General features: G+C 47.9%; 11 protein-coding genes. 7 read left to right on the top strand and 4 right to left on the bottom strand.

The features are described 5' to 3' along the window. Window position 1: 1 nt before the first annotated feature. Complete coding sequence (locus NSS79_RS11400) at window positions 2-424, bottom strand: DUF1801 domain-containing protein (protein ID WP_342439445.1); 423 nt, start codon at window positions 422-424, stop codon at window positions 2-4. 46 nt (window positions 425-470) lie between these two features. Further along, on the bottom strand, window positions 471-938 hold the full coding sequence (locus tag NSS79_RS11395) for a DUF1801 domain-containing protein (RefSeq protein WP_342439444.1): 468 nt from the start codon (window positions 936-938) through the stop codon (window positions 471-473). Between the two features lie 212 nt (window positions 939-1,150). Between NSS79_RS11395 and NSS79_RS11390 the strand changes: the two genes are divergently transcribed. Together NSS79_RS11390 and NSS79_RS11385 are read left to right on the top strand one after the other, a co-directional pair. Beyond that, window positions 1,151-2,134, top strand: coding sequence for a glycosyltransferase family 8 protein (locus tag NSS79_RS11390; RefSeq protein WP_342439443.1), 984 nt, complete (start codon window positions 1,151-1,153; stop codon window positions 2,132-2,134). A gap of 121 nt (window positions 2,135-2,255) precedes the next feature. After that, window positions 2,256-2,654: a hypothetical protein gene (locus tag NSS79_RS11385; RefSeq protein ID WP_342439442.1), complete on the top strand. Its 399-nt coding sequence runs from the start codon at window positions 2,256-2,258 to the stop codon at window positions 2,652-2,654. A 41-nt stretch (window positions 2,655-2,695) separates the two neighbouring features. Here NSS79_RS11385 and NSS79_RS11380 read toward each other — a convergent pair whose 3' ends face one another. After that, window positions 2,696-3,727 carry a phosphotransferase gene (locus NSS79_RS11380; RefSeq protein ID WP_342439441.1) on the bottom strand — a complete coding sequence of 344 codons (1,032 nt, stop codon included), beginning with the start codon at window positions 3,725-3,727 and terminating at the stop codon, window positions 2,696-2,698. Between the two features lie 303 nt (window positions 3,728-4,030). Here NSS79_RS11380 and NSS79_RS11375 point away from each other — a divergent pair, with 303 nt between their 5' ends. After that, window positions 4,031-4,678 carry a transcriptional regulator gene (locus NSS79_RS11375; RefSeq protein ID WP_342439440.1) on the top strand — a complete coding sequence of 216 codons (648 nt, stop codon included), beginning with the start codon at window positions 4,031-4,033 and terminating at the stop codon, window positions 4,676-4,678. Between the two features lie 621 nt (window positions 4,679-5,299). On the opposite strand, the gene NSS79_RS11370 is transcribed toward NSS79_RS11375, so the two are convergent. Continuing rightward, window positions 5,300-7,636 carry a hypothetical protein gene (locus NSS79_RS11370; protein ID WP_342439439.1) on the bottom strand — a complete coding sequence of 779 codons (2,337 nt, stop codon included), beginning with the start codon at window positions 7,634-7,636 and terminating at the stop codon, window positions 5,300-5,302. 192 nt (window positions 7,637-7,828) lie between these two features. On the opposite strand from NSS79_RS11370, the gene NSS79_RS11365 reads away from it, so the two are divergent. From NSS79_RS11365 to NSS79_RS11350, 4 genes are all read left to right on the top strand, one after another. Beyond that, window positions 7,829-8,527 (top strand): response regulator transcription factor, encoded by a 699-nt coding sequence (locus tag NSS79_RS11365; RefSeq protein ID WP_342439438.1) that lies wholly within the window; start codon window positions 7,829-7,831, stop codon window positions 8,525-8,527. Between the two features lie 24 nt (window positions 8,528-8,551). After that, a complete protein-coding gene (locus tag NSS79_RS11360; RefSeq protein ID WP_342439437.1) occupies window positions 8,552-9,994 on the top strand; it encodes a HAMP domain-containing sensor histidine kinase in 1,443 nt (480 codons plus the stop codon). A gap of 99 nt (window positions 9,995-10,093) precedes the next feature. Continuing rightward, the gene (locus tag NSS79_RS11355; protein WP_342439436.1) at window positions 10,094-10,861 is read left to right on the top strand and encodes an ABC transporter ATP-binding protein; all 768 of its coding nucleotides are present in this window, start codon (window positions 10,094-10,096) and stop codon (window positions 10,859-10,861) included. After that, the gene (locus NSS79_RS11350; protein ID WP_342439435.1) at window positions 10,861-13,263 is read left to right on the top strand and encodes an FtsX-like permease family protein; all 2,403 of its coding nucleotides are present in this window, start codon (window positions 10,861-10,863) and stop codon (window positions 13,261-13,263) included. Before NSS79_RS11355 ends, NSS79_RS11350 begins: the two co-directional genes overlap by 1 nt. The last annotated feature ends 84 nt before the right edge of the window (window positions 13,264-13,347 follow it).

The raw sequence follows: 13,347 nt of genomic DNA, 5'->3' as shown, positions 1-13,347 counted from the left end.
CTTACAGGTTCGCCCTGAATGATTTCTCCTGCTTCTGCAGCTTCTTCTTTTTCGCTTTGTCCTCAGCTTGCTGAAGATTCTCAGCCACTCTAAATTCGACGATCCGGCGGATTAAATCATAGGGCATGGGCTTATCTAAAGGGAATTGAACGGAACCTTTGGCTCCCTTATATTCGGCCAGCTCCTCTTTGAAGGCTTCAACCCCGCTCGGTGCCGGATACAATCCAATATGTTTCTTAAATGCCGCAAAATGGACCAGATTGCCATGCAGCTCGAAAGTAGGCATCTGATAACTTATCTTTTCTTTCGCCTCAGGGGCCGATTCTTGAATGACCTTTCTCAACGTTTGGAGGATCTCCTGAACTTCAGGAGCAGATCTCGAAATATAATCATCCACAGATTCATAAGTAATTTTGTTGTCCATAACATTTCCCTCCTATAGCCTGCCGGCGGGGAATTCCCAGCATGAATTATTTTTTTCTGATCTTTTCTGTTTCCCGCTCGTAGATTTCAATGTACTCCTGCACCGTTATCTTGCTGCTCAGTTCGGCAATAAGCCCGTATGGAATGTTGTTTGTTTTTTTGAACCGGATACATGATTTGCCCATATCAAGCTTTGTCTGGACATGCTTCGGATACTCCCTGCGGAACCACGCCAGCAGCTCAGGGTACATATACACTCCCATATGATACAGTGCGATAAAATTCTTTTGTGAGGCTATGCTTATAAATGGAAGAGGCTGTTCAGCATTCACGTGATAACCCGGCGCATACAAGTGATGTGGAACAACATAGGTAATCATGCCATAGGACATCGTTTCCTCGAAGCCGCTTGGAAGATTCCCCTTGATTGTGCTCCGTAGCTGCGTAATGGCTTCCTGACGATCTTCCGGCAGTTGGCTGATATAGTTTTCCGGACTTTCCGACTCGTATTTCATGCTGACCCTCCTCGAAGAAAACACTTTAATTTATCTCAATATTAAATTGAATCCGGAAACTAGACAAGTTCAAGTCAACGTCGCCTGTTTCCTTCCATCAGCAGACCGTTGAAAATGGGTGAATGGAGTAGGCATTTCGCCTGATCCATGTATCCATGGCAAACGTATACTATGGTACATTCACACAATAATGTTGAGAGAGGAATAAGCATATGATCGAACTTGCGTTAGCTTTTCAGGATCAGGATGGACACTATGCCGAGCATGCCGGAGTTGTTTTAGCCTCGGTTTTCCACAATACCGCTTCCCGTGTTAATGTTCATATTTTGCATGATCAGACTTTAACGGAAGAGAACAAGTCAAAGCTCATGAGACTAACAAGCCGATATAAACACACCATTACCTTCTATCCCATTACTCTTCCTGAAAACATGCTTCAGGTATTGGAAAATGTAGGCTCAATTAATGTATGGACACAGGCATGTATGTACCGCTTGCTTCTTCCCGCACTTATCCCGGTTGAAAAAATCATCTATCTGGACTGCGATGTGCTGGTCAATATGGACCTTGAAGAGCTGTGGCGAATTGATCTGGGTCAGTATTATTTAGGCGCGGTTTGGGATCAGGGCATTATGGAAGTTGCACATGTTATCAATTCCAAAGGTTTGGTTCCCGAGCGTTACTTCAATTCCGGAGTGGTTCTGTTTGCCCTGAATACTATCCGCTGCCACCAGGAATGGTACGAAGAAACACTGCACTTTTTGCGCAGTTTCCCGGATTCTACGATGCCTGATCAGGATGCATTAAATGCAGTTTTCGGAGGAAATTACCTTCAGTTGGATCGGCGCTTCAATTTCTTCAACCAGTTTATACCCAATCATGACTTCCATAATAAAATTGTCCATTTTACCGGCACGGAAAAGTTTTGGGATCAAAACTCTCCGGGGGCAGGTCTGCATCATAAATACCTCAGCCTGACGCCGTGGAGAAAATTCAGAACGTATTTGAAACGGAGAAAGCGGAAAGTCACCCACCTTAAACTTCGTTACAAAAAAAGCAGAAGACTACATTCGAAAGTGAAACGGTCAAAGACTCTCCGCCTCTCCTTAACCGAACTAAGCATCATCAGACAGCTCAGAAGCCGTAGAGCGAATCTTCTCAAAGCCAAAAGAAAAATCCGTTATACTAGACATTAGCTTGGAGCAAACAGCCCTATCCAATGATATGGCTGTTTGCTTTTAATTTAATATGGACTATATAAACTAACCAAGCGTAAAATATGGAGGACTGTAAAGAAAGTAAAAAGGAGCTAACACGATGGAGAATTCTTACATACAGGCAGCGGCAAAGCTTAGCACTCTCTTGTTCATAATCATTGCTTTGATCCAATTGCTGCTGACGTTCGGTTTGCCCTGGGGCGAGATCACAATGGGCGGGAGATATAAAGGCAAATTGCCTGGAAAGCTGCGTTTTTTCAGTCTGCTGTCGGTTTTCATTCTCTTGTTCTTTTCAGCAGTTTCGCTGCAACACGCCGGAGTCCTTGCCATAGGATTCAGCTTTCATTTCACATCTATTTTCATCTGGATCATTGCTGTTTATTTGGGCCTGAATATGTTCGCCAACCTTTTCTCCAAGAGTCCAAAAGAAAAATGGATCATGACCCCTTTAGCCGGGATCGCCTTCTTGTCCGTGTTAACAGTGGCCATTTACGGGTAAGCACCGGTCAACAAATTCACCCAACTTATCAAAAGGCAGGATCAAACCTCCATTTCCTCCAGCCACTCTATGCAGACCGGTATAAAATCAGCATAATCCGCCATAGCTTGTATTGTCGGTATGACTTGACTCGTTCCCAGCTCTTGTTCCGCAGCGTCTGTGCTTTCCACTCCTAGCGAGCGTTTGTTGCTATAGCTGAGCCAGTCCAGCTTCCCTTGAAATCCGCAATTCAGCACATCATGCCAGTTATCGCCGATCTTGCCTCCATGCTTGCGGTATGTGCTGATCATTGTACGGAAAGCGTCTTTGTTAACATTCCCCGTCTCAGAGCCCGACCAATACAAAGCTACTTCGATCAGCTCCTGCATGGGGTTAACTGCCCCGGCTGCTTCCCAGTCAATGATAACCGGAAGATGATTGTTATCCCATAACACATTTTTCGGATCTAAATCTCTGTGACTGATCACCTTGTTATTCATCAATGCAGCCCCTGCTGCGTTCGCCTGCGTCTCCCACTGTTGCAGCTTATTCAAGTATTCTGTCAGCATGGACGACCATTCCAAGTGAGCTTGCTCTCCCTTGAGGGCGTAACTCTGCCAATCCACGGTTGACGGTACATAATCTTCCTTGGCTGAATCAGCTTCATCTGTAAGTTGAGAGAAATCTATGCGATGTATGCCTGCGAGAATACCGGAAATTTTCTCACAGGCATCCCTATCAATGGTCCCGGAGGATAGCGGCTTTCCGTCCACCCAAGGAAACAGCAGCACATATTGACCCTCTACTTCATGCATAAAGTTCCCCTTCGATACGATAGCCGGAAGAGCGTTTATTCCTTGCTCACGGGCCAGAGTTGCCACCTTTTCCGCAAAAATATAGTTCTCCATCGCTGTGCTCCGCTTCATAATTTGCGGATTCAGCACTTTTACAGCATATTCAGCTCGGTCCGTAGTTAAGCGGTACATTTTATGAAGGAACCCGCCGAAAATTCGTTCCGGCTGTGTTGTTAATTTCCCCAAATCGCAAGCTGCGCACAGCTTGTTGAAATCAAATTGCTGATGCAAAGTTTCCATAGTCCTATAATCCTTCCACATAATTAAATTGGCCCGACCTTCGGCCTCATTCTAATCTATCATAGAATTGGTTATTACTGGTGTGAAGAAAATGGTTCTGAAATGGAGGGTTCTCTACTTTCATTGTTGAGTTGGAATTTTCAAGGTATAATCAGAATTATAGGTCGTGAAGAACACGCCGCTTTCACACTATTCATCTCTCGAGTATCAATCCGGGATGAGTGGTGCGAAAGCGGCTTTTCTTTTTGTCCGTAACAATTCTTAAACGGTATGAAATGACCATAGTCCTAGGGAGGGAAAGTAATGGCACGGTTTGAGCAGCAGTACATGGAATGGTTAGAAAAAAATCTCACGAATGAGCTTAATCCTAGACGGAGGGAACTGGTGACCAAAGGTTTGGGACATGGAACGGTTGAATTTTTAAGGAGAGTCTGGTTTCCGGCAGTCGGGAATTTTGACCATCTGTTTCCTGAATGGGAGGTTCGGGATTTCAATAATGGCTACCGGTATTTGGATTTGGCCTATATGCCAGGAGGTACCAGAGGCGGAATTGAAATTCAGGGCTATGGTCCGCATGCCAGAGATCTTGATGTCAGGAGGTTCAAGGATCTGTGCATGCGCCATTGTTTGTTATCGCTGGACTCCTGGACATTTCTTCCGATTGCTTACCTATCAGTTATAGAAGAACCGAAACAATGTCAGCAGCTTGTGCTCGCTTTTATTGGCAAATTCATCGCAACCGATGTTCCCTCCACATTAACCTGGCTTGAAGCTGAGACTCTTCGTTATGCGAGACGGTTACTGCGTCCGTTCACACCAGTAGAACTGACTGCACATCTGAAGGTAACCAATCGCCATGCCAGAAGAATCCTGCAAAACCTGGTTGAACAGCAGCTGATTGACATTGAGAGCGGCAAACAGCGTATACGTACCTACCGGCTTCGGTTATAACGAGGTAATCGTTTGGGACTATGAATGGATAAGCTGAGGAGGACAGGCTGAGGAAACACGCAGCCTTGCAATAATGTGCATCGAATAACCTCAAGCGGACCGGTGAGACCTTATTTGCAAAACTTCGGATCTTATACCCAACTTTCGGACTCAGATGCAGCTATTTGCTCAAATCTCTCCTATTTAGGAGTAACTGAAGGCGAATAAAGGCTATACGGTCCGCGAACCTGCTAAAAAGAGCTATCCAGCATAAATAGAGGCTATACAGTCCGCAACTTGCGGGGATGATCTGCTAGGTACGTATTCTGGTACTTTTTCGGTACGTATTCTGGTACTTCTTCTAGTACGTACTCTGGTACTTTTTCGGTACGTATTCTGGTACTTCTTCTAGTACGTACTCTGGTACTTTTTCTTGTGCACTTCCAGTGCGCTTCCGGTGCATTTTCCGGTAGTTTTCGGGTACGTTACGTATTCCGGTGCGAGTTTTCAGGCGCGTTACGTATTCGGGTACGCATGGTACCTATTTCCCTGCCGCTAGCGCCGATCGAGCACCAAGGAATCGCGCAGCCGCCTATTAATAAGTACTTACGGAGTACTGGCCATCTGCCAGAGAGTTACCCTCTATTCAAAACTCTGCAGCAGCCGCTCCACATACTCCGCGGAAACCTCGGTACGCTTGCGCATATTGCTCTCCCGCCCCAGCTTCAAATAAGAGGTTAGCAGCTCTTTCATAGCAGTACCTTCGTCAATAAAGCTGCGGATATAGCCCTGCGGCTGTGCCAAATGCAACGCGGCTCCCAATTTACCAAGGGCCGTCTCCGTTTGTCCCATACCCTGATGAAGCACACTCTGCAGGACCAGCACCTGAATCTGGCCGCGCTGACGGTCCTCCTTGCATAATAACTGATACATCCGCTCCAACAGCTGCAGTGCGTTATCTGATTGTTCGCAAGCCGCAAGCACTCTCGCCAAGATCAGATGCTCGGCAACAAGGTTCGGAGACACCTCGTCCGTAAAGGTTACATCGCAGCTCTGCAGCCAGGCGCGGGCCTCTTCCACCCGGCCCTGTTCCAGTGCCAAGAAGGCTTGCTCCGCTTCAACTCTTTTCATAAATAGCAAATGATCCGGGGAATCAATCTGTGAGCCCAGACCGGAAAGCAGCTCCGAAGCACCTTCCGGATCCCCCTGGGCAGTATGAATTCTCACGGCGCTGACCGTAAGGTGAATCAATATCCGTGCATAAGGCTTAATATCCTCACGCTTGAGCGCCTTATGAATAGAAACAGCCGCTTCCTCCAGGCGGTTCCACTCGTAGAGCAGCTTGGTATAGGAGACAAACAGGAAACCTACAAAAGGATATTCCCGATTACTCTCCCAGAGAGTTATCCACTTCACCAGTGTCTCTTCTGCATAATGAAGATCGTTAATATAGACCAAATGATCGTCGAAGGCATCATATCCCTGGTGTCTGTTGCGCCCCATCGTTTGAAAAAAGCTGCCCTCCGGGATATGCTGCTCCATCTCTTCGAAGTATTTCGACATGTTTACCAAGTCTTTGCGCAGATAGGCGGAGACCGAACACATAAAGTAGATGTTGCCCATCGCCTGATGATATGCTTGTTCGCTTAAAGTGGCTTGCAGGGTTTGGAATGAAACCTCAGCCTGCTGAATTCTTTTAAAAGCTGCTTTCCATTTCCCCACTCCGAGCAGCACAGAGATATAGAAGACTTCCACCATTGGTTTCCCGGCAAAATAATGCTCAGGAATGACGGATAACCATCGGTTGAGCACAACACTTCTGGATTGCAAAAGGTGAAGGATATTCTTCTCAATCAACCGGACAGCGTCCTCATATTGCTTGCCCTCCAAGTAATGTTCCACCGCTTCCGCTTCAAATCCATAATGCTCCCACCAATGCGCCACATGGATATGGGCCTCAGTTATTTTTGCCGGATCTTCGGCTGTCAGCTGTTCCTGCAAAAAATCAGACAGCAAATGATGATACCGGTACCAGTTTCTCTGATCGTCCAAAGGGATAATGAACAAATTCAGCTGTTCCAGGCTCTCCAATTGCTCCTGGCAATCCGGCTGACCGGTTACCACTTCACAGATGGAATGGTTCATCCGGCTCAGGATCGAGGTTTCCAATAGAAATACGCGTATGGGCTCAGGCAGATGAGAGAACATTTCCTCCAGCAAATAGCGGGAGATGTCCTGATGCTGGCCTCTAATGCCATCAATGGAGCGGGAGATGTTATCGCTGCTCTTTAGAGCAATTGCGGCCAGCTGCAGTCCGCTGATCCAGCCTTCGGTCTGGTGGTAGAGCTGTGTCACCTGTTTCTTCGTCAACCTTAAATCCGTTGTCTCCCGGAAGAAGATCATCCCTTCATCCAATTGGAAGCTCAAATCCTGCATAGTAATTTTATGTACAGTAACTGCTTCCGTTATACTGCTGGCCAGTATGGCCAGGTCGGTACGGCCAGCGATAAAAAAGTGAATATGAGGCGGCAAATGCTGGAGTAGATAGACCAGCGAATCATGTATTTCCGGGAGACTGATGAAATGATAATCATCGAGTATAATGACCAGATCGGCAGCAGTTTCTCTGAATTCATTCAGCATAACGTCCAGTGCAGGCTCGGAGAAGATTGAGGAACCTTTCTTAAGCAAAGGCCGGATTCTGGCACCAAACCCAGGAAACTGCTCCTCGACCGCAGCTGCCACATAGCTCCAAAATGTGATCCAGTCGTTATCCTGCTTATCCAGGGACACCCAGGCGGCACGCGATCCGCTGTATTTGACCCATTCACTTAACGCTGTTGACTTCCCGTAACCGGCGGGTGCTGATACAACAGTCAGCCTTGCAGTCATTCCTTCATTGATCTTGTTCATCAGACTTGGCCGGGGTACCAGGGAGTTGCGGCCATGGGGGATGTGAAGTTTTGTGCTTTCAATCATTATGTATTTCCTCCAAATTGCAGCAAGTAACCCTATGTTTTAAATTTGTATAGTTAAGCCTATTATATCAGACGATACTTCCGATAATAAAGCTATGTTCTGCCCGAAACCGTAGAGAACATAAGGAGTTATAGTGAATCTCCGGAATGCCCTATATAATGGAAGCAGAATAAACAAGTAGGAGTGTAAACGATGCAGCAACGCAAACGGATTCTCATCATTGAAGATGAACAGGACATTTCCCGTATTCTGAAGGATTATATTACATTGCAGGGTTTTGACGTACATATTGCAGACAATGGCGTGGACGGTCTTCGGCTGCTTGAAGCAGTACAGCCCGATTTCATTATTCTGGATATCATGCTGCCTGATGCAAACGGGATTGAGCTGTGCAGACAAATCCGCGATAAAACCCGGACGCCAATTCTCATTCTAAGCGCCCGTAGCAGCGATACCGATAAAGTGCTGGGGCTGGGATTCGGTGCGGATGATTATATGACCAAGCCCTTTTCCCTCAGCGAGCTGGTGGCAAGAATTCAGGCTCATCTGCGCAGAATGGAGAGCCTCGGAACTCCGTTGCCGCAGGACGAACTGATTTCTATCGGTACCCTGACCATCGACAAAAAAGCCTATAAGGTAACGCAAGGCGGTCGTGAGATTTCGTTGTCTGCCAAGGAATTTGAGCTGCTGTTCTTTTTGGCCGAGCACAGAAACCAGGTATTTTCCAAGAGCCAGCTGCTCGATCAAATCTGGGGCTACACCTCCTATGGGGATGAGAGCACCATTACCGTGTACATCCGCCGGCTGCGGGAGAAGCTTGAAGCGGACCCCTCCAATCCTGAGTATCTCAAAACCGTATGGGGAGTCGGCTATAAATTCAACCAGGATTAAATCAAAGAATGGAGCCGCTGAACTATGTATTGGAGAAATTGGTTTAAACCGTGGTTCGCCTCAGCCATCGCTTGTATTGTAATTATGGGGGGCTGCGGGGCGTTCATTCAGTATAGACTTTCGGCTACGGAGCAGGATGTTCTTCCGGACGAAGTGGTGAATCAGGCGCGTATTGAGATAAGCGGCATTATGCTGGTTCTGGAGCAGCATCACACCGAAATCTCCAGTCAGAACAGGATACGGGAAGAACTGCGTAAGTGGAGTGAAGAGAAGCAGCTCCACCTGCAATACACTGGCCTTGACGGTACCCTTCTTTTCGACTCCTCTGCTCCACATTCCATGAATAAGGACAAGCTGAATCTTAAAAGTGATCTGCATTATGATCTATACAGCTCCAAAACAGCACAGGAAATGTTCAAACTGGCCTTCCCGGTTGTTGATCCTGATTCTGGAGTGCAGGCTGGGAATGCGATCTTCACCTTGCCCGGCTCACTCCTCGCTTATAGGCAAACTGCGTCTTTTCCTGCCATGTTCACTCTGCTGATGATAGCCTTGCTCCTCGTGCTGCTGCTTCTATTCCGGCTCCGGTACAAAATCAATCACGACCTCCTTCATCCGGTTAACGGTTTAAAGGATCATGCCGAGGCCATTCTCAAGGGGAACTACGGGCAGAAAGCCGAATATGCAAAGCAGGATGAAATCGGTGAGGTCTACGCCGTATTTGATCAAATGCGGAGTGAAATTATGACGCTAAGCATGCAAAAAGAAGCGCAGAGCAAGGCCCAGAAGGAACTCATCTCCAATATTTCACATGATTTGAAAACACCGCTGACCATCGTCAAAGCCTATATTGAGGCGATCCGCGAAGGGGTCTGCTCCGATCTGCCGGCGGTTATGGCCTATATGGAGATTATGCAGGCGCAAGCCAACAAGATGGCCATGCTGGTCGAGGATTTGCTGGTGCATGCTTTAAGAGATTTGGACCAAATTTCTGTACATCCCGCGGAGCATTACAGTAAGGAGATTTTCGAGTCCATTCTCAGGCCAATGGGCCCTTATATCCGTACGGCAGGCGTGGAATTTGCTGAGCCTTCCGAAATCCCAAACGTGCTGATCCGCATAGATCCTGTCCGAATCGAACAGCTTCTATCCAATCTTATCGCCAATGCGCTGAAGCATACTTCTGCCGGAGATACGATCCGGGTAGCCATCGTTCAGGAACAGCATCAGCTTACGGTGACCGTATCCGATACAGGCGAGGGAATTCTGCCGCAGGACATGCCCTTTATCTTTGAACGTTATTTTCAGGGACATGCGCCTTCACAATTTGAGAAACGGTTCAATGAGGGGTCCGGACTGGGTTTGTCGATCTGCAAACATATTATTGAAGCCCATCATGGCACCATTTCCTTTAAAAGCGCCAAACATCAGGGGACCGAATTTTATTTCACCCTGCCTATATGCTGACAGCTCCTTGCCTTGTAATAATTTATTAATAACCTGATAAGCTTATTGCAAGATTCCCCCTCTACAATGAAGGAAAATGATACCTGGAGGGATTTATGCATGCCGAAAACCGCGATACTTCATACCAAAAACCTGTGTAAAACCTATTCCACCGGCAGCGAGCAATTCCACGCCATCCGAAATATTGATTTGGACATCTACCAAGGGGATTTCACCGTAATTATGGGAGATTCCGGGTCGGGAAAATCAACGCTGCTCTACTTGCTTAGCGGTTTGGACACGGTCACCGCAGGTGAAGTCCATTTCAGCCAGCAGCGTATGGACAGCTTCTCCGAGAAGGAGCTTTCCGGGCTGAGAGCCGGGAAAATCGGATATATCTATCAGAGCAGCAATCTTGTGCCTGATCTGACACTGCTGGAAAATATCGCTTTACCCGGCTATGTTGCAGCAAGACCACGGCGTGAAGTGAAGCAGAAAGCCTTGTCGCTGATGAAGGCCATGAGCATTGAGGAGCAGCAGCACCGGCTGCCGGCTGAGGTGTCCGGGGGCCAGCAGCAAAGAGCTGCTATTGCGAGGGCATTAATCAATACGCCTGAGATCATTTTTGCAGATGAGCCGACAGGAAGCCTGAATTATGATCAGGGCGTTGCGGTACTCGATATTTTGACAAGCATGAATGCCGAGGGACAATCCATCGTCATGGTCACTCATGATATCAAATCGGCCTGCCGTGCGAACCGGCTGATTTTTATCCGGGATGGTCAGGTTGGCGGCGTGCTGGAGCTTGGTGCTTTTACCCCTGATCAGCTGCAGGACAGAGAGTCCCTCATCTTCTCCTACATCTCCCGTGAAGGGAGCCTTACGTAATGCATGCAATAATGACGATTTGCTGGGGGAATCTGAGGAAACGCAAAGTGCAGAACAGTCTGATTGCACTGCTTATTCTGCTGTCCACGCTGCTGACGAACACCGCGATAACCGTTATTTCGAACTCGGAAGATCTTTACGAAAGCCTGCATCGCGACACTAAAGGCTCCCATGAACTATTAATGTTCAGCAGAGGTCTTCATAATCCGCAGAAGTCAGCCCAGTGGTGGTCCCAGCAGGATGGCGTAACGGCATCCGTGCTGCTGCCTTACAAGCCTTTGGCAGGAGTTAAACACCGCGGAGAAGATATCCCCAACCTGTATTTGTATATGATGAATACACCGGACCGGCCTTTTGGCACAGATGAGCTTGTATTTGCCCAAGGACCGGAGACTGCTCATCCCGAGCAGGGTACGATTTGGATTCCAACCTCGCTCGCCTATAAATATGATGTTTCCATTGGTGACGAGCTTCAGTTCAAGACAGGTAATACTCCACTTAGCTTAACTGTATCTGCTGTTGTGATCGACCTTCCGCTGGGAGGGCCCTTTTCCACAACAGCGCGGATCTGGATGAACAGCAGTGACTACCAGCAGGATCTAAGCTCTGTTCAAGACACAGATTCATATATTCTGGGACTCCGTTTCGCTGACTACAGCCAGCGTGCTGATTATTGGGAGCGGTTTGAGAAATTTCTGGGCACTCCATTTATGGAAGAGATGAACAGCTATGAGCAAATTTCAGCTTTCTACTTTATCATGAACAAAATCATCGGTTTTGTCATGAGCTTCCTTGGCATTGTAATGATGCTGGTTGCCTTGTTTACGATCAGCTTTACGATTTCGGATGCAATTCTGGCCAATTACAAAACCATCGGGATTTTTAAATCCATGGGTCTGACTTCAAGGCAGATTATAGGCACCTACGTGGCCCAGTACAGTTTTCTTGCGCTGCTGTCCATCCTGCCCGGGCTATGGATCAGCCGCTTTCTATCGGGAGTTATTATTGAACAGTCTCTATCCTTCTTAAAGACAGATTATTCCTCGATCCAGCTCCAGGGAGCTTGGACTGATTGGATGGTCGGAGCAGGGATGCTGCTGCTGATTCTTGTATGCGTGTGGATTTATGCCAGCAAAACCCGTTCCATTCAGCCGATGCAGGCCATTCGTTATGGTATGTCTGAAGCTTCGCACAGCAGCCTTGGCAAACGTTGGAATGGCCGTGGAAAGCGGGGCCGTGAGTTTGAGCGCTGGCCGGTTCCTGCTGTCATCGGGCTGAGAAATGTAACCAAAAATCTTAAGGGCTCTATCCTGATGCTTATTCTGACCACCGTTACAACGTCAGTGCTGGTCTTCGGCTTCGTCCTCTTGAACAGCATCTATCAAATGCAGAAAACCTCGCCGCTGTGGGGTTATGATGCCTCTGATATTGTTGTCATGGTCGTGAACGAAGCGGATTTCGACCGTGAAGCTCTGAATGCCGAGGTTAAGGCCGATCCCGCTATCCTGAACCTTAACTGGGCGGGCCAATCCATCGGCGTTGTGTCTGCGGAAACCATGCGAAGCTCCGGGAAGGTGGACGATGCTTCACAATCCCTCAGCATTCCGCTTAATGCCGTAGAAGGAAGTCTGGATGAGGTGGGCTTCGCCTCCTTAAACGGCAGAAATCCGGCCAACCGCAATGAAATATCCATCGGCATCAACATCTCCAGGCAGCTCGGGAAAGAGCTGGGGGATGTTATCGAGCTGTATGTTGAAGGAGAGCAGCATACCTTCACAGTGACCGGCATTTATCAGTCGATTGCCAATATGTCCAATCAGGCCAGAATAACCTCGGATGCGCTCACCCAGTTTCACCCTGATACAGCTTACTTGAATTTAATAAACGACAATGATGCAGATAAGATAGTGCAGCAGCTGAATGACAAATATGGCCCTGGAATTCAGGCCATCAAACAGCAAACCCTGCTCGATTCGGTATTCAAGGAAGCTACGGCGGTCCTGATCATTCCGATGAGCATTCTGAGCCTGCTGTTTCTGCTGGTCACCTGCCTCATTATTTACAGTACCTGCCGGATTCATATCCGCAAGGAAACCAAGACCTATGGCATCTACAAATCCATCGGGCTGACTTCGAATAACATCCGGGGTGCAGTAACCTGGAGCATTGTGGCGCTGTCCGTAGCGGGTACGGCTCTGGGCATCGGCTGCGGGGTATTCCTCCTCCCCGGCATATTAAGAGGGCTGCTCTCCTCCTATGGTATTGTCAAGCTGCCGCTCCTAATGCAGTGGGCTGGCATCTCCTTCCTCGCTTTGCTTAGTATAACCGTGGCCGGTCTCGGCTGCTGGATCGCCTCCAGCGTTATCCGCAGCACTTCACCACGGGTTCTGGTCACGGAATAACAGCAGCTATTTGAATAATCCATTGAACCGCCCTTTTGCGGACCGCTGGGTTTAGTAGATAACAGCAAACAGACAGCAAGCCAG

Origin of the sequence: Paenibacillus sp. FSL L8-0436 (assembly GCF_038593025.1) — a bacterium.
GTDB lineage: Bacteria > Bacillota > Bacilli > Paenibacillales > Paenibacillaceae > Paenibacillus_AQ.
This window is presented reverse-complemented; position numbering and strand designations above follow the sequence as displayed.